The organism is Chloroflexaceae bacterium, assembly GCA_025057155.1.
In the GTDB taxonomy this organism is placed as follows: Bacteria; Chloroflexota; Chloroflexia; order Chloroflexales; family Chloroflexaceae; genus JACAEO01.
In genome coordinates this window covers 91,126-113,441 of record JANWYD010000014.1, presented here as the reverse complement: position 1 = coordinate 113,441, position 22,316 = coordinate 91,126, and the positions used below count along the sequence as shown (strand labels likewise).

The 22,316-nt window shown below is 67.3% G+C and carries 16 protein-coding genes; all 16 read left to right on the top strand.

Translation table 11 applies throughout. From position 1 onward, the window contains the following. Positions 1 to 19: 19 nt before the first annotated feature. The 16 genes from hemN (at position 20) to bchL (ending at position 22,169) form a co-directional block, all read left to right on the top strand. Positions 20 to 1,387, top strand: coding sequence for an oxygen-independent coproporphyrinogen III oxidase (hemN, locus tag NZU74_14035; protein ID MCS6882449.1), 1,368 nt, complete (start codon positions 20 to 22; stop codon positions 1,385 to 1,387). A 51-nt stretch (positions 1,388 to 1,438) separates the two neighbouring features. After that, a complete protein-coding gene (hemG, locus tag NZU74_14030) occupies positions 1,439 to 2,848 on the top strand; it encodes a protoporphyrinogen oxidase (GenBank protein ID MCS6882448.1) in 1,410 nt (469 codons plus the stop codon). A gap of 88 nt (positions 2,849 to 2,936) precedes the next feature. Continuing rightward, complete coding sequence (locus NZU74_14025) at positions 2,937 to 4,238, top strand: BCD family MFS transporter (protein ID MCS6882447.1); 1,302 nt, start codon at positions 2,937 to 2,939, stop codon at positions 4,236 to 4,238. Positions 4,239 to 4,345: 107 nt separating this feature from the next. Beyond that, on the top strand, positions 4,346 to 5,707 hold the full coding sequence (locus NZU74_14020; GenBank protein MCS6882446.1) for a BCD family MFS transporter: 1,362 nt from the start codon (positions 4,346 to 4,348) through the stop codon (positions 5,705 to 5,707). A 184-nt stretch (positions 5,708 to 5,891) separates the two neighbouring features. Then, positions 5,892 to 7,220 (top strand): glutamyl-tRNA reductase, encoded by a 1,329-nt coding sequence (hemA, locus tag NZU74_14015; GenBank protein ID MCS6882445.1) that lies wholly within the window; start codon positions 5,892 to 5,894, stop codon positions 7,218 to 7,220. 317 nt (positions 7,221 to 7,537) lie between these two features. Then, positions 7,538 to 8,527 carry a hydroxymethylbilane synthase gene (hemC, locus tag NZU74_14010; protein ID MCS6882444.1) on the top strand — a complete coding sequence of 330 codons (990 nt, stop codon included), beginning with the start codon at positions 7,538 to 7,540 and terminating at the stop codon, positions 8,525 to 8,527. A gap of 138 nt (positions 8,528 to 8,665) precedes the next feature. After that, positions 8,666 to 9,487: a uroporphyrinogen-III synthase gene (locus tag NZU74_14005; protein ID MCS6882443.1), complete on the top strand. Its 822-nt coding sequence runs from the start codon at positions 8,666 to 8,668 to the stop codon at positions 9,485 to 9,487. Positions 9,488 to 9,616: 129 nt separating this feature from the next. After that, positions 9,617 to 10,630, top strand: coding sequence for a porphobilinogen synthase (hemB, locus tag NZU74_14000; protein MCS6882442.1), 1,014 nt, complete (start codon positions 9,617 to 9,619; stop codon positions 10,628 to 10,630). 10 nt (positions 10,631 to 10,640) lie between these two features. Further along, a complete protein-coding gene (gene hemE / locus NZU74_13995; GenBank protein ID MCS6882441.1) occupies positions 10,641 to 11,681 on the top strand; it encodes a uroporphyrinogen decarboxylase in 1,041 nt (346 codons plus the stop codon). A gap of 243 nt (positions 11,682 to 11,924) precedes the next feature. Next, on the top strand, positions 11,925 to 13,238 hold the full coding sequence (hemL, locus tag NZU74_13990) for a glutamate-1-semialdehyde 2,1-aminomutase (protein ID MCS6882440.1): 1,314 nt from the start codon (positions 11,925 to 11,927) through the stop codon (positions 13,236 to 13,238). Positions 13,239 to 13,395: 157 nt separating this feature from the next. After that, positions 13,396 to 15,318, top strand: a complete 1,923-nt coding sequence (locus NZU74_13985) for an acyl CoA:acetate/3-ketoacid CoA transferase (GenBank protein MCS6882439.1) — start codon at positions 13,396 to 13,398, stop codon at positions 15,316 to 15,318. 332 nt (positions 15,319 to 15,650) lie between these two features. Next, positions 15,651 to 16,583: an oxygen-dependent coproporphyrinogen oxidase gene (gene hemF / locus NZU74_13980; GenBank protein MCS6882438.1), complete on the top strand. Its 933-nt coding sequence runs from the start codon at positions 15,651 to 15,653 to the stop codon at positions 16,581 to 16,583. Between the two features lie 119 nt (positions 16,584 to 16,702). After that, a complete protein-coding gene (gene bchN / locus NZU74_13975; protein MCS6882437.1) occupies positions 16,703 to 17,986 on the top strand; it encodes a ferredoxin:protochlorophyllide reductase (ATP-dependent) subunit N in 1,284 nt (427 codons plus the stop codon). Between the two features lie 20 nt (positions 17,987 to 18,006). Continuing rightward, positions 18,007 to 19,647, top strand: a complete 1,641-nt coding sequence (locus tag NZU74_13970; protein MCS6882436.1) for a ferredoxin:protochlorophyllide reductase (ATP-dependent) subunit B — start codon at positions 18,007 to 18,009, stop codon at positions 19,645 to 19,647. A 69-nt stretch (positions 19,648 to 19,716) separates the two neighbouring features. Further along, positions 19,717 to 20,970 carry a Coenzyme F420 hydrogenase/dehydrogenase, beta subunit C-terminal domain gene (locus NZU74_13965; GenBank protein ID MCS6882435.1) on the top strand — a complete coding sequence of 418 codons (1,254 nt, stop codon included), beginning with the start codon at positions 19,717 to 19,719 and terminating at the stop codon, positions 20,968 to 20,970. Positions 20,971 to 21,350: 380 nt separating this feature from the next. Continuing rightward, entirely contained in the window at positions 21,351 to 22,169 is an 819-nt protein-coding gene (gene bchL, locus NZU74_13960; protein MCS6882434.1) for a ferredoxin:protochlorophyllide reductase (ATP-dependent) iron-sulfur ATP-binding protein, read from the top strand. Positions 22,170 to 22,316 lie beyond the last annotated feature (147 nt).

Genomic DNA, 22,316 nt, shown 5'->3' with positions numbered 1-22,316 from the left:
CAGCTCCAGGAGACAGGTCATGGACCCTGTGCACGTGACGCGGGAGCAGATTGACCGCTACAACAAGCCCGGTCCTCGCTACACCAGTTACCCGACCGTGCCGGTGTGGAGCGCGCAGTTCAGCGAGACGGACTATCGCGCGGCCCTGGCGGCTGTCGCCGCCCGGCCCGACGAGACCCTCTCCATCTATGTCCACCTTCCCTTTTGCGCCGAGCGCTGCGCCTACTGTGGCTGCAACGCCACCTCGACGAAGCACGCCCACGTGGTGGACGCCTACCTCGACCGGGTTGAGCGGGAGCTGAGCATGGTGGCTCCGCTGCTGGGCGAGCGGCGCCGGGTGGTGCAACTCCACTGGGGTGGAGGCACGCCGAACTTCCTGACCGAGGCTCAGGCGCGCCGCCTGATGGCCATGCTCGACGCGGCCTTCACCATAGATCGGGACGGCGAGATCGCTCTGGAGATGGACCCGCGCCTCGGCGGCCCCGAGCAGGCGGCCTTCTACCGCGAGCTGGGCTTCAACCGCGTGAGTCTCGGCGTGCAGGACATCAACCCGCAGGTGCAGGCGGCGATTGGTCGCATTCAGCCCTTCGAGAAGACCGCTGCGCTCTTCGGCGCCTGCCGCGCGGCGGGCTACACCAGTGTCAACATTGACCTGGTGTATGGCCTGCCCTACCAGAGCACCGAGAACTTCGCCCGGACCCTCGACGCCATTATTGACCTTGGCCCGGACCGGCTGGCCTGTTTCAGTTACGCCCATCTTCCCCAGGCGCGCCCCAACCAGAAGCGGGTGGACGCCGCCGGGCTGCCCTCGCCCTACGCCAAGTTCGGCCTCTTCCAGCAGGCGGTGCAACGCTTCACCTCGGCGGGCTACGACTGGATCGGGATGGACCACTTCGCGCTGGCCTCCGATGAACTGGCGGTGGCCGCCCGCGAGAAACGGCTGCACCGCAACTTCATGGGTTACACCGTGCGCCCCGCGCCGCACCTGCTAGGGCTGGGAATGAGCGCCATCGGCGATCTGGGCGGCTGCTTCGCCCAGACCGACGCGCACCTGGGGCGCTACCAGAAGGCGATTGACGAGGGCCGCCTGCCGATCGTGCGCGGCCACTGGCTCAGCGATGACGACTGGCGCCGGCGCGCGGCGATCACCCATCTGATGTGCAACCTGGAACTGCCGCTCAGCACCGCCCTCGACGGGGGCGACGAGGCCATGATCGAGGCCATCGAACGCGTCGCCGCCCACGCCGAGGAGGGCCTGGTGCAGGTGGACGGCGAGCGGATCGTGGTCACCGATCTGGGGCGCTTCTTCCTGCGCAACCTGTGTATGGAACTGGACGCCTACCTGGCGCGCACGGCGGAGCGACCGCTCTTCTCACGGACGATCTAGGGCGGCTCGCGCCGCGCGGCGAGCCTGCCTGCGGTGAGGAAAGGCAACGCTATGGAGACCTACGATGCCATCATTGTCGGCGGGGGGATCAGCGGCCTGAGCGCAGCCTATACCCTCTTCAAGCGCGGCCTCGAGGTGCTGGTGATCGAGGCCGCCCCGGAGGTCGGCGGGGTGATGCGCAGCATCGTCACCCCGGAAGGGTATGTGCTGGACTGCGGCCCCAATACCGCTGCCACAAAGGACCCGCGTCTGTGGGCCGAGTTCGCCGACCTGGGGTTGCTAGGGCGGTTGCTCCCCGCCGATCGCCGGGGCAAGCGACGCTATATCTTGCTCAATGGCAAGCCCGAGGAGATCCCTATGTCTCCGGTGGGTCTGGCGCGCACGCCGTTGCTCTCCGGCGCAGCGAAGCTGCGGATCTTCCGCGAGCCGTTCATCCCCCGCGCCACCGGCGGCGACGAGAGCGTGGCGAGCTTCTTCGCCCGGCGGCTCGGACCCGAGCCTGCAGCGCGCCTGGTTGACCCCTTCGTCTCAGGCGTGTACGCCGGCAATCCGGCGCAGATCTCCGTCAAGGCGGCCTTCCCCACCCTCTGGGAAGCCGAGCAGCGCGCCGGCAGCATCATCAAGGGCATGCTCAGCGGGCGAAAGAAGCCCGCGCCCGGCGCGCCCAGAGGTCCAAAGATGCGCAGCCTGACCTTCAGCTTCCCCGGCGGCATCGCCGAGTGGCCGCGGGCCATCGCCGCGGCCCTGGGACCGCGGCGGGTCTGGTGCAACGCCCGGGCCACTGCGGTGCGCCCCGACGGCGCCCTCTGGCAGGTGACCGTTGAGCGCGAGCGGCTGCCTGAGACGCTGGAGGCCCGCGCGGTGATCCTGGCCCTGCCGGCCTACGCCGCCGCCGGGCTGGTGGAGGAACTGGACGCGCGGGCGGCGGCGGCGTTGCGCGGCATTCCATACGCCCCGGTCTCCGTGGTGCAACTGGGCTACCGCCGCGAGCAGGTGCAACATCCCCTGGACGGCTTCGGCGTGCTGGCCCCCTCCTCGGAACGGCGGCGCTTCCTGGGCATCCTCTGGTCCTCGTCGCTGTTCGCCGGGCGCGCCCCGGCGGGACGGGTGCTGACCACGACGCTGATGGGCGGCGCCCTGGCGCCTGAACTGGCCCTGCAGAGCGACGCCGACCTGATCGCCACCGCCGTGGCTGAGAATGCTGCCGTGCTCGGGGCCGCGGGCGACCCGGAACTGACCCACGCCACCCGCTGGGAGCGGGCCATTGCCCAGTACACCTTCGGGCACGACGCGCGCATCGCCGAACTCGAACGCCTGGAGCGCGAGCAGCCGGGCCTGGCCTTCCTGGGCAGCTACCGGGGCGGAGTAGGCGTGCCGAAGTGCTGGCACAACGGCGTGGCCCTGGCCGACCGGATCGGCGAGCTTCTGGCGGGGCGTGCTGAAAGCGTAGCGGCAAATTAAGGATAACGAGAGGCGCAGGGGAACCCGTTTCTCCCTGGCAGTGGGTGGGGAGACCGGTTTCCCCGCAGGTTCACCTGAGGAGCGCGCGATGACCCTGTTCAAGAACTTCCGGCTCGGCCTGATCCACATGGCGGTGGCGATCAGCCTGGTCCCGATCACCAGTGTCCTGAACCGGGTGATGATCCACGAACTCGGCATCCTGGCGACGATCGTGGCGGGGCTGATCATCCTTCCCCACCTGCTGTCGCCGATGCAGATGGTGATCGGGCAGTTCTCTGACACCCATCCCCTGTGGGGCTACCGGCGCACGCCCTACATCGCCGCCGGCCTGCTGCTCTGCGTGGGCGGCTCGGTGCTCACCCCCATCGCCGCGCTGGCGATGGACGCCAACTTCTGGCCTGGGCTGGCCTTCGCCTTCGTCGCCTTCCTGATCTGGGGCATCGGGTACAACCTGGCCGTAGTCTCCTATCTCTCCCTTGCCAGCGATATGTCGAACGAGAGCCAGCGCTCCCGCACCATCGCGGTGATGTGGTTCATGATGATCACCGCGGTGATCGCCACGGCGATCATTGCCGGGCGAGCGATGGAGCACTACGATCCGGGACTGCTGGTGCGCGTCTTCTTCACCGCTGGCGGCATCGCGCTGACGCTGGGCTTCCTGGGGCTGATCGGCCTGGAGCCGCGCGGCCAGACGGCCCGCCCCGGCGAACGCCACAGCCCGCGCGAGGCCATCGGGGCGGTAGTGAGCAATCCCCAGGCGCGACTCTTCTTCGTGTACCTGACACTCCTCCTGGCGGCCATTCTCGGCCAGGATGTGTTGCTGGAGCCGTTTGGCGCCAAAGCCTTCGGCATGAGCGTGCGCCAGACAACCCAGTTGACCGCGGTGTGGGGCGGGGCGACGTTGCTGGCGTTGCTGCTGTATGGTTTTGTGCTTAGCCGCTTCCTCAGCAAGAAAGCCGGGGCCACGCTGGGGTCCTCGCTGGCGGCCCTGGGCTTCTTCACGATCACGCTGAGCGGCCTGCTGCATGTCGAGGCGCTCTTCGTGCCGGGAGTGGCCATCCTGGGCTTCGGCACGGGGATCGCCACCACCACCAACCTGGCGCTCATGCTCGATATGACCACGCCGGCCAACGCCGGACTGTTCATCGGCGCCTGGGGCATCGCCGATGCCGCGGCGCGGGGAACGGGGAACTTCCTGGCCAGCGTGGTGCGCGACATCGCCACCGCCGTCCTCGCCAATCCCGTCGCCGGGTACGGGGTGGTGTTCCTGCTCGAGGGGCTGATACTCTGTGTTACCCTTGTGCTGCTGCGCCAGATTGACCCCGCAACCTTCCGGGGCGAGCAGGAGGTCACGCTGTCCGAACTGATCGCCGTCGCCGGCGACGCCTAGCGAGATTGCTAATAGGGTATGGCGCATCTGGAGCGGTGGGCCGGCTGCCAGGGGTGATCGCCGCGAGAAGCGCCCGAGGACCGAATGTTCTGGCGGGGGTTAACGCGATGCACGACGCAACCGAACGTAACGACCAGGCCGAAAAGCTGAATCTGCCGCGAACCTTTAAGATCGGATCGTTCCATGTCGGTTCGGCTTTTTCTGACATGCTGACCTCGGCGGTGTGGAACCGGGTGCTGATCAGCGATCTGGGGGCGCTCGCCACGCCGGTGGCGCTGCTCTCGGCGTTGCGCTACCTGCTGGCCCCCCTCAGCATCTGGGCCGGTAACCGCTCCGACAGCCATCCCATCTTCGGGCGCCATCGGACGCCGTATATCTGGAGCGGACGGGCCCTCATGGTGGTGGGCCTGCTGCTCACGCCCCTGGCGACGGTGCAGATTGCTGAAGACGGGGCCTCGCGCCCTGGATGGATCCTCGCCACGCTGGCCTTTCTTATCTACGGCATTGGCACGCTGATCTCCGGCAGCCCCTTCATGGCGCTCATCCGTGACCGCACTCCGCCGAGCAAGCGCGGCCAGGCCCTGAGCATCGCCCAGATTATGCTGCTGGTAGCCTCGGTGATCGTGCCGGGGATCTACGCCGCGGTGATGAAGCATTACAGCCCCGAAGCCTTCTTGCGCACCGTCCTGGTCGGGGTCGGGCTGGCCATCCCCTTCTGGCTCTTCTCGGTATTAGGCGAGGATCGGCGTGCACCTGCGACCTCTGGCGGCGCGGAGTCCGGGCCGGCGATCGGTTTCCTGCCGCTGCTGCGCATGATCTGGGCTGATCCGCGGCCTCGCGCCTTCTTCATGCTGCTGGCGCTCGGCTCGATCTGCGCCTTCGCTCAGGACGCCATCCTGGAGCCGTTCGGCGGGGATGTCTTCGGTCTCGATGTGGGCGCGACCACGCGCTTCAACGCCTTCTGGGGGCTGGGGGTGCTGATCAGCATGATCGTCACTACAGTGATCACCCGCCGGCGCGCGCCTCACGAACAAACGCCCACCGCGCGGCTCGGTCTGCTTCTCACCGCACTGCCGCTGGCGCTCATCGGGGTGGCGGGGTTCTTCAAGTTGCAGGTTCTGCTCATCCCGGCCATCTTCCTCTTCGGCGCGGGTTTCGGCGTGTATACTGTCGGGGCAATCGGGTTGCTGATGGCCATGACCACCGATCGCCACGCCGGGGCCTATCTGGGTCTCTGGACAGTGGCGCAACTCGTCTTCCGCGGCGTCGGTATGGCCCTCGGCGGGGGGCTGCGCGACGTCGTGCTCTGGATGACCGGAACGCCCTCCATTGCCTACGGCAGCGTATTCGTGCTGTCGGCTTTCGGTCTGCTCGTCTGTATCGGTATTCTGGCGCGCGTTGACGCGCCCGGCTTCGTGGCGGGGCGAGCGCCCGCGCCCGCCTCGGCGCTGGCGATGGCCGATGTCTAGCGCCGTTGCCTCCGGGGCGCGCCCCGCGTCTGCCAACGGGCGCGCCCGTGGTTGATCGCGGCCCATGTAAGCGTGATTTTCTTCACGAACGTGTTGCGCGACGCAGGACGGGGTCTCGCCCGCGATGGGGAGGGCGGGGTTCCGCGGGTACAGGAACTCTGGTCTCAGCATTTGGGGGTCGAGCATGAAGCTCCTTCTCGCCGGCCTCGATCATACCACCGCGCCGGTGGAGATCCGCGAGCGGCTGGCGTTTTCCACCACTGACATCACCGCCGCGCTGGCGCGGCTCACCGGCAAGAGTGGTGACGCTCCGCCGCTGCTGGCCGAGGCGGCTATCCTCTCAACTTGCAACCGCGTGGAGATCTACGGCGTGAGCCACGCGGGCAGTACGGCACAGAGTCTGGTGAGTTTTCTGGCCGAGTTTCACGGTGTTGAGGAACGCGAATTCGCCCATACGCTGTACTTTTACAATGGTGAGGACGTGGCGCGCCATCTCTGCGCTACCGCGGCCGGATTGCGCTCCCTGGTCCTTGGCGAGGCCCAGATCCAGGGGCAGGTGCGCACCGCGTATGAGCAGGCCCAGGCCGCTGGCACCGCCGGTCCGATGCTGCATCGTCTGTTCCAGCATGCGCTGGTGGCCGGCAAGCGCGCCCGTTCGGAGACAGCCCTGGGGCAGGGCGCGGCGAGCATCTCCCAGGCCGGCGTGGAACTGGCCCGGCAGCGCCTCGGCGAGTTGAAGGGCCGTGTGGTGCTGCTCATCGGCGGCGGCGAGGTGAGCGAACTGGCGGCCCAGAACCTGCTCGCCAACGGCGCCGACCGGCTGATGATCGTCAATCGCACCACCGCGCGCGCCCGGGAACTGGCCGAGCGCTACGGCGCCACCGCCTATGGCCTGGAAGAACTGTCTACGGTGCTGCCTCGCGCCGATATTGTGATCAGTTCCACCTCCGCCCCCGTGCCGATCATCTACCGCGAGCACATCAGCGAAGCCCTGGCGGTCAAGACCCTGGCATGCGCGGTGAACGGCGCAGCGCCCCGCCCTGAGATGCTGCTGATCGATCTGGCGGTGCCTCGCGACATCCATCCTGATGTTGCCAGCGTGCCCGGCGCCTATGTATACACCGTTGACGACCTGCAAGACGTGGTGCAGGCCACCCTGGGCCAGCGCGCCCAGGCCGCCCAGCGGGCCGAGGAGATCATCCTCGAAGAGATGCGTGCCTTCCGGGCCTGGGTGCGCACCCAGGAGGCGGTGCCGGCGCTGACGATGCTCCGCGAGCATGCCGAGGCGCTCCGCAACGCTGAACTGGAACGGGCCTTGCGTCGTCTGGCTGATCTTTCACCCGAACAACGCACGGTGATCGAGGCCCTCACCCGCAGCATCGTCAACAAACTGCTGCATATGCCCACCCGCCGCCTGCGCGACGCCGCCGCCGAAGGCGACGGGATGCGCTACGCGGCCATGGTGCGCGATCTGTTCAATCTGGAGCCTTCGCCTTCAACAGTGGAGCGCTGACGCACGGACGGCGCGCGACGGCCTGATCAAGTTTCTGCACCTCTTTCCGGGTATACCAGCGGCCCGCGCCCCTCGACCGGCTCAGGGCGCGGGCAGGGGGATAGGCCGATCAGTTGCTTACACGCCATCAGTAGTTTGTAAAGCAAGTTTTCTGGCATTTCCGCCTCTCTCCCAGTTTCCTCCCCCGGCGGGGGAAGGAGCCGGGCGCCCTCCCCCGCTGGGGGAGGGCCGGGGCGGGGGTAGAGGTTTAGCGAAAAACTTTGTTGACAGACATATAAGGCCACTCCGGCGGCCTTCCGAACCACGGCGGAGAGTCTATGCCCAAACGCATCCTCGGGACGCGGGGCTCACGTCTGGCCCTGGTCCAGTCAACCATGATCGCCGATGCCCTGCGCGCCGCACATCCCGGCCTGGAGGTGGAGTTGCGCGTCATTACCACCCGCGGCGACCGTATCCTCGATGTCGCCCTCTCCGCCGTTGGTGACAAGGGATTGTTCGTCAAAGAGCTTGAGCAGGCGCTCCTGGATGAAGAAGTGGACTTCTGCGTCCACAGTTGCAAGGATATGCCCTCGGTCATCCCCGATGGCCTGATCCTCGCCGCCTTCCCCGAACGGGTCGATCCGCGCGACATGCTGGTGCTGCGAGAGGGTGCCCTGGCGCCGGATCAGGCCACCCTCGAGGCCCTGCCGCGCGGCGCGGTGGTGGGCACCAGTTCGCTGCGCCGCGCCTGCCAGATCCGCGCCCTGCGGCCCGATCTGGAGCTGCGCGACGTGCGCGGGAATGTGGACACCCGGCTGCGCAAGCTGGCCGAGGGACGGTTCGACGCGCTGGTGCTGGCTACGGCGGGCCTGGAGCGCCTGGGCCTGTTCGACGCCGCCGGGCGCCTGCGCAGCGACGGCGCGACCTTCGTGGCCGCCCCGGTGCCCGCCGAAACTATGCTGCCCGCTGTGGCCCAGGGCATTCTGGTCATTGAGTGCCGCGCCGACGATGCCGACACCCAGGCCCTGCTCGCCCCCCTCGATCACGGGCCGAGCCGCGCCGCCGCGCTGGCCGAGCGGGCCTTCCTGCGCCGCCTCGAAGGCGGCTGTCAGGTGCCCATTGCCGCCTATGCCACCCCCGACGCGCCGGATCGCCTGCGCCTCCGCGGTCTCGTCGGTTCCCTCGACGGATCCACCGTGGTCCGCGGCGAGCAGTCCGGCCCGGTTGAGGCAGCCGAGAGCCTGGGAACGGCCCTGGCCGAAGCCTTGCTGGCGCAGGGCGCCGCCGAGGTGCTGACGGCGTTGACGGGGAGAGGTAGGGACTTGTAGAGGTGTGGAGGTGTGGAGCTGTGGAGCTGGAGAGTCGGAGAGTTGGAGAGGCGGACAGCGGGGGAGAGAAAACCCTGCACCTCCACACCTCCACAGCTCCACACCTCCACATTTCCACGCTCCCCGGCGGAGCCACACATGTCTGACACGCAACGCCCACAATCCGACCGCCTGCCCCTGGCGGGACTGCGAGTGCTGGTACCGCGCGCCGCCGGGCGCGGCGATGAACTGGCAGCGCGCCTGACGGCCCTGGGCGCGACGCCGGTGCTGCGCCCGACCATCGCCTATGCCCCGCCCGAGGACCCGGCGGCTCTGGCCGAAGCCATGAGCCGGCTGGAGGCGGGGATGTACGAATGGCTGCTGCTGACGAGCGTCACCGCGGTCGAGGTGGTGGCTCAGGCCCTGGGCGAACGTGCGCCGCGCCTGGCCCATCGCCTGTCGCTGAAGATCGGTGCGGTCGGCCCCGCCACCGCCGCCGCCTGCCGCGAACTGCTGGGCGCCGAGCCTGCCGCCGTGCCTGAACGCTTCATGGGCGCCGAACTGGTCGCCGCAATGGGCGACCTGGCAGGGCGGCGCGTGCTGCTGCCCAATGCTGACATTGCCCGCCCGGAGCTGGAGGAGCGCCTGCGCGCCGCTGGCGCGCAGGTGGACCGGGTGGTGGCCTACCGCACCGTGCCGGCGCCCGGCGGCGAGGAACTGGCGGCCTGGCTGCGCGAGGGCGCGATTGATGCGCTGCTCTTCACCAGCGGCTCCACCGCGCGCTACTTCGCCCGGCAGGTGGGCGTCGAGGGCCTGGAGGCGGCGAGGCGCTGCCTGGTCGCCTGTATCGGCCCCTCGACGGCCGAAACCTGCCGCGAACTGGGCCTGTCGCCCGCCGTGGTTGCCGCCGTCTCGACCGAAGCGGGTCTGCTGGAGGCCCTGGTGGCCCATTACCGCCAGGAGGGGCGCAGGGAACCATAGACTTCCCGCAACCCCCGACCGGTTGGAGGGGTGCGGGGAGACCGGGTTTCCTCACACCCCCACTGAATGTAGAGGGATGTCGAGAGGCGCCCTGGAGGCGCCTCTCGACGACACAAAGGAGGAACGCGCATGTCCGGGTTTCCTACCATTCGGCCGCGGCGGTTGCGCCGCACAGCCACGTTGCGGCGCATGGTGCGCGAGACGGCGCCGCGGATTGACCAGTTGATCGCGCCACTGTTCATCCGCCATGGCAGCGGGATCGTGCGCCCCATCGCCTCGATGCCCGGCCATGCGCAACTCTCGGTTGATATGGCGGTGCGCGAGGCCGAGGCCCTGGCCGAACTGGGCATCCCCGCCGTGCTGCTCTTCGGCATTCCCGCCCATAAAGACGAACTGGGCAGCGAGAACTTCGACCCCGATGGCATTGTGCCCCGGGCCGCCGCCGCCATCAAACGCGCCGTGCCAGAACTGATTGTCATTTCCGACATGTGCTGCTGCGAATATACGAATCATGGGCACTGCGGAATCATCAACGTTCCTCGGAGCAAGTATTACAACGAACGTCTGGCCGAAGGATACTTGCTCAACGACCCCACCCTGGAGATCCTGGGCAAGGCCGCGGTGGTGCACGCCCAGGCCGGGGCCGACATTATCGCCCCGTCGGGGATGATTGACGGCATGGTGGCCCGCATTCGCACCGCCCTGGACCTGGCCGGCCTGCACGAGACGGCCATCATGAGTTACGCCGCCAAGTTCGCCTCGAGCTTCTACGGCCCCTTCCGCGATGCCGCCGAGAGTCCTCCGAGCTTTGGCGATCGCAGCGAGTACCAGATGGACCCGGCCAACCGCCGCGAGGCCCTGCGCGAAGTGGCTCTCGATGTTGACGAGGGGGCCGATCTGCTGATGGTCAAACCGGCCCTGGCCTACCTCGACATCATCCGCCAGGTGCGCGACCGCTTCGATTTGCCCCTGGCCGCCTACCAGGTGAGCGGCGAGTACAGCATGGTCAGGGCCGCCGCCGAGAAGGGCTGGATTGATGAGCGGCGCGTCGCCATGGAGACGCTGACCGCGATTGCCCGCGCCGGCGCCGACCTGATTATCACCTACTGGGCCAAAGATGCCGCGCGCTGGCTCCGCGGGTAAGGAGACCCCCATGACCAACCGTATTCTGGCCGCCTGCCGGCGCGAACCGACCGACCGCACGCCCATCTGGTTGATGCGCCAGGCGGGTCGCTATATGTCCGTCTACCGGGCCGTGCGCGAGCGCCACGGGTTCCTCGAAATGGTCAAACGGCCCGAGGTGGCCGCCGAGGTGACCCTCCAGCCGATCGAGGCCTTCCACATGGATGCGGCGATTATCTTTGCCGACATTCTGCCGCCGCTGGAGGGCATCGGCATCCAACTTACCTTCGAGAAGGGCGAGGGTCCGGTCATCCACAACCCCATCCGCAGCCGCGCCGACATTGAGGCCCTGCGGCCCTACGTGGCCGAGGAGGCTTCGGGGTACACCCTGGAGGCGCTGCGCCTGGTGAAGCGGGCCCTGCCCCCCGACACGGCCCTCTACGGCTTCAGCGGAGCGCCGTTCACCCTCGCCAGCTACGCCATCGAGGGCGGAGGCAGCCATGAGTACCGCCGCACCAAGGTGCTGATGTACAGCGACCCGGCAAGCTGGAACCTGCTGATGGAGAAACTGGCCGCCCTGGTGGCGGACTACCTCGCGGCCCAGGTGCGCGCTGGCGCCGATGTGGTGCAGATCTTCGACTCCTGGGCCGGCACGCTGGCCCCTGATGATTTCCGCGAGTATGTGCTGCCGCACCTCCAGCGGGCTATCGGCCGGTTCCGCGCCGCTTTTGCTCCTGGCCAGGCGCCTCCGGTGGTCTACTTCGGCACCGATCTGAACGGCATGCTGCCCCTGCTGCGGGAAACCGGGGCCGAGGTCATTGGCCTTGACTGGCGCATCCGCCTCGACGATGGCTGGGCCCGGCTCGGCCCAGACGTGGCCGTGCAGGGGAACCTGGACCCCACGGCGCTCCACGGCCCCTGGCCCGAGATCGAGCGCCGCGCGCGGGCCATCCTCGAGCAGGCCGCCGGGCGCCCCGGCCACATCTTCAACCTCGGCCACGGCATCCTCACCGAAACGCCCGAAGATAACGTGCGCCGTCTGGTGGAGTTCGTTCAGGGGTATCGCGTGTGAACCCTGGACCTCTCCTCAGGCAGGGGCGTGGGGCAACCCGGTTTCCCCACTTACCCCCAGGAGTTTTTAGTCTGTGAACGAAGTTTCCTTGAATTTCCGCCCTCTTCCCAACCTCTCCCCGTTGGGGAGAAGCGCCGGACTCCCTCCCCCAGCGGGGGAGGGTTGGGGAGGAGGCAGGGTTACCGAAAAACTTCGTTCACCGACCAGTTATGCTGACAGGCTCTCAAAGCCACGGAGTGAACCATGAGCGATCGCTACGCCCGCTCGAAAGAACTCTACGCCGAGGCCGTCCGGCTGATCCCCGGCGGAGTCAACTCGCCGGTACGGGCCTTTCGCGGCGTCGGCGGCACGCCGCTGTTTATCGAACGCGGCCAGGGCGCCTATATCTGGGACGCCGACGGCAATAGCTATATTGACTACGTGCTCTCCTGGGGGCCGCTGCTCCTCGGCCACGCCCACCCGGCGGTGGTTGAGGCCGTCCAGGCCCAGGTGGCGCGCGGCTCCAGCTTCGGGGCGCCAACCGAACTGGAGACGGCCCTGGCCCGGCGCGTGCTGGAGCTGATGCCCGGACTCGAGCAGGTGCGCTTCGTCAACTCCGGCACCGAGGCGACCATGAGCGCCCTGCGTCTGGCGCGCGCCTACACCGGCCGCGACAAGATCGTCAAGTTCACCGGCTGCTACCACGGGCACGCCGATATGCTGCTGGTGCAGGCCGGCTCGGGCGTAGCCACTCTGGGCCTGCCCGACAGCCCCGGCGTCACCGCCAGCACCGCCGCCGACACGCTCACCGCCGAATACAACGACCTGGAGGCGGTGCGGCGCCTCTTTGACCACTACGGCGCGCAGATCGCCGCGGTGATCGTCGAGCCGATCGCCGCCAACATGGGCTTTGTGCTCCCCGAACCGGGGTTCCTCGAGGGGCTGCGGACGCTGACCCGCGAGCACGGGGCCTTGCTGATCCTCGACGAGGTGATGACCGGCTTCCGCGTCGCCCCCGGCGGGGCCCAGGGCCTGTGGGGCCTTGATCCGGATCTGACCTGCCTGGGCAAGGTCATCGGCGGCGGCCTGCCCGTGGGCGCCTATGCCGGCAAGGCGCCGATCATGCAGATGGTCGCTCCCGCCGGGCCGATGTACCAGGCCGGCACGCTTTCGGGCAACCCCCTGGCCATGGCCGCCGGACTGGCGACGCTCAACACCGCCTTCACCTCCGAGCAGGGCGTGACGCCCTTTGATCGGGCCGCCGCCTGCGCCGCTGAACTGGCCGCCGGTCTGCGCGCCCTGGCCGAAGAATGTGAGATTCCGCTTCAGGTGGGCCAGGTCGGCACGATGTTCGGGTTCTACTTCTTGAAGGAGAGCGACGCGCGCGTCACCAACTGGGCCGAGGCCAGACGTCTGGTGGACCCGCAGCGCTACGGGCGCTTCTTCTGGGCTATGTGCGAACGGGGGGTCTACCTGGCGCCGTCGCAGTTCGAAGCCGGCTTCCTCAGCGCCGCCCATGGCCCCGATGAGGTGGAACGCACCCTGGCCGCCGCGCGCGAGGCGCTGGCCCTGGCCTAGCGCGTGTTCGTCGTTTTGCGGTATCCTTGCTGCTGTGAAGTGTTGCCGGTTCAACTTCGAGGCAGGAAAACCGGGTTTCCCCGACGTGCTTCAACCCGGAGGAACGTAAGGTTAAAGAAGTTGACCGGACAGGCCACGAGCAGCAGCAAGGACGACGATGAAACGCAACAAAGTAATCAGCGCGGAAGAGGCGGTGCGGGTGATCCTGGACGACGATACTGTGGCAACGGGAGGGTTCGTGGGCATCGGCTTCCCCGAAGCCCTGGCCGTGGCGCTGGAGCGCCGCTTTCTGGAAACCGGCTCGCCCCGCAATCTGGGTCTGGTCTTCGCCGCCGGGCAGGGCGATGGGCGGCAGCGGGGCCTGAACCACCTGGCCCACGAGGGGCTGGTGGCCCGCGCCATCGGCGGGCACTGGGGTCTGGCGCCGGCGCTCGGGCGCATGGCCCTCGAAGGCAAGATCCGCGCCTACTGTCTCCCCCAGGGCGTCATCTCGCACCTGTTTCGGGCCATCGCCGGCCGCAAGCCCGGCGTGATCACCCACGTCGGCCTGCATACCTTCGTTGACCCGCGCCTCGAAGGCGGAAGGCTGAACGCCATCAGCACCGATGAAGTGGTTAAAGTGGTGGAACTGGACGGCAAGGAGTATCTCTTCTATCCCGCCTTTCCCATCTCCATCGGGCTGATCCGCGCCACGACCGCCGATGAAGAGGGCAACCTCACCATGGAGCGCGAGGCGCTGACCCTGGAGAGTCTGGCGATCGCCCAGGCCGTCAAAAACTCCGGCGGCATCGTCATCGCCCAGGTTGAACGGGTGACGACCGAGCACGTGCGCAATCCCAAGGAGGTCAAGGTCCCCGGCATCCTGGTGGACTGCGTGGTAATCGCCCCGCCCGAACTGCATCCGCAGACCTTCGGCGAACCCTACAACCCGGCTTACACCGGCGAGGTGCGCGCCCCCCGCGGGCGCCTTCCGCCCCTGCCGCTCACGCCGCGCAAGGTCATCGCCCGCCGCGCCGCGCAGTTCCTCACCATCAACGCCGTGGTCAACCTCGGCATCGGCATGCCCGAGGGCGTGGCCGCAGTGGCCAACGAGGAAGGCATCCTCGACCTGATCACCCTGACGGTCGAGCCGGGCGGCGTGGGCGGCATTCCCGCCGGCGGGTTGAGCTTCGGCGCCGTCACCAACCCCCAGGCGATCATTGACCAGCCCAACCAGTTCGACTTCTACGACGGCGGCGGGCTGGACCAGGCCTACCTCGGCATGGCTCAGGTAGACGAACGGGGCAACGTCAACGTCAGCCGCTTCGGCGCGCGCCTCGCCGGGGCAGGGGGGTTCATCAACATCAGCCAGAACGCCCGCAACCTGTTCTTCCTCGGCACACTGACCAGCGACGCCATCGTGACGATCGAGGAAGGGCAGGTGCGCATCCAGCAGGAAGGCGGGCAGCGCAAGTTCGTGCGCCGTGTGGAACAGGTGACCTTCAGCGGCCCCTTCGCCGCCCGGCGCGGCCAGCAGGTGCGCTACATCACCGAACGGGCCCTCTTCCGCCTGACCGCCGAAGGGCTGGAGTTGCTCGAAATCGCTCCGGGACTCGACCTCGAACGCGATGTGCTCGCGCGGATGGAGTTTCGCCCGCTCATCAGCCCCAACCTGCGCCTGATGGACCCGCGCATCTTCGCCGAGCGCGCGATGGGGCTGTCGCAGCAGGCGGTGCTGCGGCTCGAAGAGCGGGTTCACTACGATCCCGAGGCCAACATCTGCTACGCCAATTTCGAGGGCCTGAACCTGGTCACCGAAGATGACGTGGCGAAGCTCTCGGCGTTCCTGGACGGCTACTTCCAGAGCCTGGGCCGGCGCGTCAACGTGATCGTCAACTACGACAACTTCAACCTCAACCCCGCCGCCGCCGACGCCTTCTACGCCATGGTCCGGCGCAATACGGAGCGGTACTTTCTCTCTTCGACCCGCTACTCCACCAACGCCTTCTTCCGGCGTCTGCTCGGCGCGCGCCTGGAAGGGATCAATATGCCGCAGGCGGTCTATCGCAACTATGCCGAGGCGCGCGAGGCGCTGGGGTGAATGGCGGGAAACCCGGTTGCTCCAACCTCACGAGGCAGAGGATTTCCCCGGTCTTTCGCAGGAGCGTTGGAAAACCGGCTTCTACAAATGATTAGTCCGTAAGCGAAGTTTCTGGCATTTCCGCCCCCCTCCCAACCTCCCCCTGTTGGGGGGAGGCGCCGGACCACCTCCCCCGGCGGGGAAGGGTTGGAGAGGGGGCGGAGGCTTCGAAAAACTTCGTTCACAGAAAATGATGATCGAGGGAGAGGCTTTCCCCACTTTTTCGGCAGGGGCGTGGGGAAACCAGGTATCCCCGCCCTTTCAGCATAACAGAGCAACGGAGAGAAAACCTGATGACCCTGACCGACACCCGTGAACAGGTCCATGGGATCATGCGCGAGGCGCAAGCAGCCCTCATCGCGGGCTTCGAGGAAGTGGAGCGGGAGGGCGCAACCTGTACCGGCCTGCCTCCCGGCCGATTCGATGGAGTGACCTGGGAGCGCCCCGGTGGAGGCGGCGGCACGGCTCGCGTGCTCACCGAGGGCGCGGTTTTCGAGCGCGCCGGGGTAAATGTCTCCGCCGTCTACGGAGACGAGGCGCCGCCGAGCATCTACCAGGAGAAGCCAGGCACGCGCGGGCTTCCCTTCTTCGCCACCGGCGTCTCGATGGTGCTGCACCCGCGCAACCCCTATGCGCCCGCCTTCCACGCCAACTTTCGCTACTTCGAGGCCGGCATGGAGCGCTGGTTCGGCGGCGGCATGGACCTGACGCCTTCCTACGGCTTCGAGGAGGACGCGCGCCACTTCCACGTCACCCTCAAGGCCTACGTCGAGCGGCACGGGGTGGTGGATTATCCGACGGTGAAGGACTGGTGCGACCGCTACTTCTACCTGCCTCATCGCCACGAGATGCGCGGCATCGGGGGGATCTTCTTCGACGATCTGAGTCTCCCCGATGAAGAGAGCTTCGAGCGGACGCTGGCCTTCGTTCGCGATGGCGCCGCCACCATCCTGGCCGCCTACCTGCCGCTGGTGCGTCGTCGCCTGGCAACACCCTACGGCGAGCGTGAACGCCGCTGGCAACTCTACCGGCGCGGCCGCTACGTCGAGTTCAACCTGGCGCTCGACCGCGGCACCCGCTTCGGGCTGCAAACCGAGGGCGATATCGAGGCCATTCTGATGTCGCTGCCGCCGCTGGCCCGCTGGGAGTTCCGGTACATGCCCCCACCCGGCTCGCCCGAGGCCGAGATGGCGCGCTTCCTGGTTCCGCGCGACTGGGCCGGTTGAGCTTGCACACCTTATGCACGAAAAATGTTTATATAACACATCCTTTCATAAAGTGTTATAATGCGGGAAACGCCGTGGCCCAATCTGCGACGAACCGGGCTTTCCCAAGGGAGAGAGCTATGCCCCCGAAGGCAACCTTTACGCGCGAAGACGGTCTCTACCATTCGTTCTGCGGTCTGGTGAGCGTCGGCTGGCTCTACCAGAAGATCAAGGACAGCTTCTTCCTGATCCTGGGCACCCACACCTGCGCTCATCTGCTCCAGAACACCCTCGGCGTGATGATCTTCGCCCGGCCCCGTTTCGCCGTCTCGCTACTTGAGGAGGGCGATCTGAGTTCGGCGCAGCCGCACATTGCCGACCAGATCGAGGAGATCAAACGCGAACACCGGCCCTCGGTGATCTTTTTGCTCTCATCATGCACGCCCGAGGTAATGAAGGTGGAGTTCGAGGGTCTGGCCCACTCGGTGAGCACGCCGGAGGTGCCGGTGCTGTTCGTGCCGGCTTCGGGGCTGGATTACACCTTCGCCCAGAGCGAGGATTCGGTGCTGCAGGCGCTGCTGCCCTTCTGCCCGATGGCCCCGCCCGATGACCGGCGCGTGGTCTTCCTCGGCTCGGTCAACGACGCGACCGCCGACGATTTCGCCCTCGAGGCCGCCCGTCTCGGCATTCCCGTGGCCGGGTTCCTGCCCGCCAACCATTTCCACGAACTGCCGCCGATCGGCCCCGGCACGGTGGTCGCCCCGCTGCAGCCGTTTCTGCCGAAGGTTGCCAACCAGCTCGCAAACGAGCGCGGCTGCACCGTGCTCACGTCGCTCTTCCCCTTCGGCCCCGACGGCTGCCGCGCCTTCTGGGAGGATCTGGCCGCCGAGTTCGGCCTGAAGGCGGATCTCGCAGAACGGGAGGCTCAGGCCTGGGAACGCATCAAGCACCATACCGACCTGCTGCGCGGCAAGAAGGTCTTCTTCGCCGCCGATACGCTTCTCGAGCTGCCCCTGGCGCGCTTTCTGCGCGCCGCGGGGGCCGAGGTGCTGGAGTGCTCCACTCCCTATATTAACCGGCGTTTCCACAGCCGCGAGTTGCAGGCCCTGGAGGGGGTGCGCCTGGTTGAACAGGCCAATTTCGAACGCCAGCTCCGCTCCATCGCCGAGGAACAGCCCGATCTGGTCATCTCCAATATCATTACCGCCAACCCCCTGATCGGGCACGGCGTGGTGGCCAAGTGGGGCACCGAGTTCATCTTCTCGCCCATCCACGGGTGGGCCGGCGTGAATATGCTCGCCAACCTGTTCACTCGCGCCCTGCGCCGCCACGCCCAGCTCGACCCGCTGGGCCTCGATCCGGTCTGGACCGCCGGGGTAATGCCCAGCATGGCGGGCGAGGTGATCCCGCTGATGCGGAGTTGAGTGCGCTGAAAGGACGAGCGATGCGACTAGCCTACTGGATGTACGAGGGCACCGCCCACCACGGCGTTGGCCGGATCGCCAACTCGATGCGCGGCGTCCACGCCGTCTTCCACGCGCCCCAGGGCGATGACTATGTGACGACGATTTTCACCATGCTGGAGCGCACCCCTGGCTTCCCCGCCATGACCACCAGCGTGGTGAGCGGCACCGACCTGGCCCGGGGCACCATCCGCCTGCCCGAAACCCTGCGACAGGTCGAGGCCAGCAAGAAGCCCGATCTCATCGTGGTTGTGGCGTCGTGCTCCACCATTCTGCTTCAGGAGAACCTGGAGATCGCCGCGCGCTCTGCGGGCGTCGGCTGCGAGGTGCTGGTCTTCGACGCCAATCCCTACCGCATGGCCGAGACCCGCGCCGCCGATGCGCTGTTCACCGAACTGGTGCGGCGCTACGCCGCGCCCCAGGCCCTGACGCCCCGCCCCAGCGTCAACATCCTCGGCCCCTCCTCGCTCGGCTTCCACGCCCGGCACGACCTGATCGCCCTGCGGCGCATGCTGCGGGCGCTCGGCGTGGAGGTCAATGTTGTCGCTCCCTGGGGCGCTTCGCTCGACGACCTGCGACGCCTCCCCGCCGCCTGGGCAACTATCGCGCCCTACCGCGAACTGGGACGCCTGGCCGCCGAACATCTGCAAGCGCAGTTCGGCGTGCCTGCCCTGTGCGAGGCCCCCATCGGCGTGCAGCCCACCCTGCGCTGGCTCAACGCGCTGGTTGAGCTTCTCAATCAGGTCGGCGCCCGCGCCGCCGGGCCCGCCTTTGCGCCGGTCGCCCTGCCGCCTCTCACCGCCTTCTCCCTCGATGGCATGTCAGCCCCCTCCAACGTGCCATGGTTCGCCCGCACCGCCGATATGGAAAGCTTCTCCGGCAAGACCGCCTTTGTCTTCGGCGACGCGACCCACACCGTCGGGGTGGTGAAGTTCCTGGCCGATGAACTGGGGATGCCCATCGTGGGCGCGGGCACCTATCTGCTTAAGGAGGCCGACTGGGTGCGCGAACAGCTCCGAGGCTACGTCAGCGATGATCAGTTCCTGGCCACCGACGAGTTCCAGCAGGTAGCCGCCCGCCTGGCCGACCTGCGCCCGGAGCTGGTCTGCGGCACGCAGATGGAGCGCCATACCGCCCGTCGCTATGACCTGAACTGTATGGTCATCGCGCCGCCGACCCATATCGAGAACCACCTGCTGGCCTACCGCCCCTTCCTCGGCTTCGACGGCGCCGATGTGATCGCCGATGAGGTGTACACCACCTGCACCCTGGGCATGGAGAAGCACCTGATTGACCTCTTTGGCGACGCGGGCCTTGATGACGACAGGGCCCCCGCCGCCAACGGCGCGCCGGCGCCCGCCGTCGAGCTTGCCGAACCTGTGACCCAGGCCGCGTCGGCCCTCGCCTCCGCCAACGGCGGCGCGGCGGCCATCGCGCCCCCGCCTGTTCAGACCGTCGTGAATCCGGTCTGGACCTCCGAGGCTGAGGCTATGCTGAAGAAGGTGCCTTTCTTCGTGCGGGGCCGGGTGCGCGCCAATGTCGAGAAGTACGCCCGCGAGCGCGGTCACGCCGAGATCACCGCCGAGGTGCTGCTCGCCGCCAAGGAGGCCCTGGGGGCGTAAGGAGGCTGGCTGCGCTGTAAGGCCGAAGTATTGGCTACGCCAATGCTTCGGCCCAACAGAGAGAGACCTATGGCAACCACACCCGCCCGACCGCTGCACGAGATCACCCTGCTGAGCCAGGCCGAACGCTTCAAAGGTCGCCCGAAGCTCTGCTCCGATTGTGGCGTGTGCGGCGGCGAGTTGCGCCCGGCGATGGCGCGGGCGTGCGTCTTCGTCCACAATCAGCACGAGGACCTCGAAATGCGCCTCCACGGTCGGAACCGGCGTGATGGCGACGAGTTGCTGTTCGGCATCTACCGGGCCATCCATGTCATCCGTCTGCGCCCGGTCAACCCCGCGGCCCAGTGGAGCGGCGTGGTGACCGCTCTGGGCGCGCTGCTGCTCGAACAGGGCCTGGTGGAGGGAGTGATCACCACGCGGGCTGTGCCGGGCACGCGCTGGGCGCCGCTGCCCTTCCTGGCCCGCGCCCCCGCCGAGGTAATCGCCTCCGCCGGCAACAAGCCCTGCCTCTCGCCCAACCTGGAGGTGCTCGACGAGGTGCGGGCGTGCGGTCTCAAACGCCTGGCCTTTATCGGCACCGGTTGCCAGGTGCACGCCCTGCGGGCGCTCGAAGCGGAACTGGGCCTGGAACGGCTCTATGTGATCGGCATCCCCTGCACCGACAACACCGCCTACCCCGACCTCATGCGCTTCCTCAAGGTGGTCTCCAGGTCGCCCGAAACGGTCGTGCATCACGAGTTTATGCAGGATTTCCGCGTCCACCTGCGCCACGAGGACGGGCGCATCGAGAAGGTCAACTTCGTTGACCTGGACGTTGGAAAACTCGGCGGCGAGCGGGGCATCTTTCCCCCCGCCTGCCTGAGTTGTTTCGATTACCAGAACGGCCTGTCGGACCTGACCATCGGCTACATGGGCGCGCCGCTGCCGCCGGAGGAACGCTGGCAGTGGACCCTGGTGCGCACCGAGCGGGGCGAGGAACTCTTCAACCTGATCCGCCCTCGTCTGGAGCTGGGCCAGCTCACCCAGGGCGGCGACCGCCGGGCCGGGATGCGCGCCTACGTGCGCATGCTGCGCCAGCCCCCCCGGCGCCCACCCGCGCCGGTGCGCAAGTTCGTCGCCTGGATGCAGCGCACCAGAGGCACTAAAGGTCTCGAATTCGCCCGCGGGGTGATCGAGATGAAACTGATCCGCAACCTGGTTTACGTGCGCGACCAGCACGCCCGCCTGGAGCGCCGCATCGTTCCGGGCTATGTCTATCGCGCCCTGGCCGGCGTCGCCGACGTGTATGAGCAGGAGTTCGGTCGCCCCCTGACTCCTCCATAGTCGTCTGTGAACGAAGTTTTTCGGTAACCCCGCCCCCTCACCCACCCTCCCCCGCTGGGGGACGGAGACCGGCTCCTCCCCCCGAGGGGGGAGGTTGGGAGGAGGGCGGAAAGGCAAGGAAACTTCATTCACAGATAGAGCCACAGGGTGGGGAAACCTGGTTTCCCCACCCCTCCGCCCCTCCCGCTCGCGGGAGGGCCGGGCGAGACGCAGCTCCGGGGGAGGCCTGGGGGATCCTCCTCACTCCAACAGCACCGTTCGAGCGCGGCGCGGCTTCGCCGGGTCGCGGAAATCCTGCGGGGGCCGCAGGACATCGCAATCCCCGCCGAGACGAAGCGTCGTCGGCAATGAGAGCAGCCAGGGAGAAAAGGAGAGCACGAATGAGTCTGATCCTCGCGGTCTACGGCAAAGGCGGCATTGGCAAATCAACCACCAGCGCCAACCTTTCCGCAGCCATGGCCCTCAAGGGCGCCAAAGTGTTGCAGATCGGCTGCGATCCAAAGCACGACAGCACCTTCCCACTTACCGGCTTGCTCCAGCCCACGGTGATTGATGTGCTGGAGGAGGTGGACTTCCATGTGGAGGATGTGGTCCGCGAGGACGTGATCCGCACCGGATTCGCCGGCGTGGATACGCTGGAGTCCGGCGGTCCGCCCGCCGGCTCCGGCTGCGGCGGCTACGTCGTTGGCGAGACGGTGAAGCTGCTGAAGGAGTTTGGTCTGTACCACAAGTATGACGTGATCGTCTTCGATGTGCTGGGCGACGTGGTGTGCGGCGGCTTCTCCGCCCCGCTCAACTATGCCGACTACGGGCTGATCGTCGCCTGCAACGACTTCGACAGCATCTTCGCCGCCAATCGCCTCTGTCTGGCGATCGCCCAGAAGAGCCAGCGCCACAAGGTGAGGATGGCCGGCGTGATCGCCAACCGGGTTGACCCGGAGTTCGGCGGCACCGAATTGCTCGAGCAGTTTGTCGAAACCGTCGGCACCAGGATCATCGGCCGCGTGCCCTACCACGATCTGATTCGCCGTTCGCGCCTGGCCGGCAAGACCCTGTTCGAGATGGAGGGCGAGGGCAAAGAAGAGTGCGTCAGGCCCTTCTACGACATGGCCGAGTACTTGCTGGGCCAACCCGAGGCCACCGTGCCCAATCCGCTGCACGATCGGGCGATCTTCGACGCTGTGGGCGGCTGGAAGTAGCCGGGATTGCTCTAACTTATTCAGGTATACCGGCGGAACGCACCCTGCGACAGGCTGAGGGTGCGTTTCGCTCTAATAATGGTGAAACCACTAAAGTCGTAATTACTGGTTTTTCTTCCGTAAAATTAATTTCCACCTGGGTTCTCT

What these genes read in the sequence shown, in the direction of transcription:
- hemL (MCS6882440.1), top strand. Translation starts at nt 11,925, where the DNA reads ATGAGCGATCGCTACGCCCGCTCGAAAGAACTCTACGCCGAGGCCGTC.
- hemC (MCS6882444.1), top strand. Translation starts at nt 7,538, where the DNA reads ATGCCCAAACGCATCCTCGGGACGCGGGGCTCACGTCTGGCCCTGGTC.
- NZU74_13970 (MCS6882436.1), top strand. Translation starts at nt 18,007, where the DNA reads ATGCGACTAGCCTACTGGATGTACGAGGGCACCGCCCACCACGGCGTT.
- hemB (MCS6882442.1), top strand. Translation starts at nt 9,617, where the DNA reads ATGTCCGGGTTTCCTACCATTCGGCCGCGGCGGTTGCGCCGCACAGCC.
- NZU74_14025 (MCS6882447.1), top strand. Translation starts at nt 2,937, where the DNA reads ATGACCCTGTTCAAGAACTTCCGGCTCGGCCTGATCCACATGGCGGTG.
- bchL (MCS6882434.1), top strand. Translation starts at nt 21,351, where the DNA reads ATGAGTCTGATCCTCGCGGTCTACGGCAAAGGCGGCATTGGCAAATCA.
- hemE (MCS6882441.1), top strand. Translation starts at nt 10,641, where the DNA reads ATGACCAACCGTATTCTGGCCGCCTGCCGGCGCGAACCGACCGACCGC.
- bchN (MCS6882437.1), top strand. Translation starts at nt 16,703, where the DNA reads ATGCCCCCGAAGGCAACCTTTACGCGCGAAGACGGTCTCTACCATTCG.
- NZU74_13965 (MCS6882435.1), top strand. Translation starts at nt 19,717, where the DNA reads ATGGCAACCACACCCGCCCGACCGCTGCACGAGATCACCCTGCTGAGC.
- NZU74_14020 (MCS6882446.1), top strand. Translation starts at nt 4,346, where the DNA reads ATGCACGACGCAACCGAACGTAACGACCAGGCCGAAAAGCTGAATCTG.
- NZU74_13985 (MCS6882439.1), top strand. Translation starts at nt 13,396, where the DNA reads ATGAAACGCAACAAAGTAATCAGCGCGGAAGAGGCGGTGCGGGTGATC.
- hemN (MCS6882449.1), top strand. Translation starts at nt 20, where the DNA reads ATGGACCCTGTGCACGTGACGCGGGAGCAGATTGACCGCTACAACAAG.
- hemA (MCS6882445.1), top strand. Translation starts at nt 5,892, where the DNA reads ATGAAGCTCCTTCTCGCCGGCCTCGATCATACCACCGCGCCGGTGGAG.
- hemG (MCS6882448.1), top strand. Translation starts at nt 1,439, where the DNA reads ATGGAGACCTACGATGCCATCATTGTCGGCGGGGGGATCAGCGGCCTG.
- NZU74_14005 (MCS6882443.1), top strand. Translation starts at nt 8,666, where the DNA reads ATGTCTGACACGCAACGCCCACAATCCGACCGCCTGCCCCTGGCGGGA.
- hemF (MCS6882438.1), top strand. Translation starts at nt 15,651, where the DNA reads ATGACCCTGACCGACACCCGTGAACAGGTCCATGGGATCATGCGCGAG.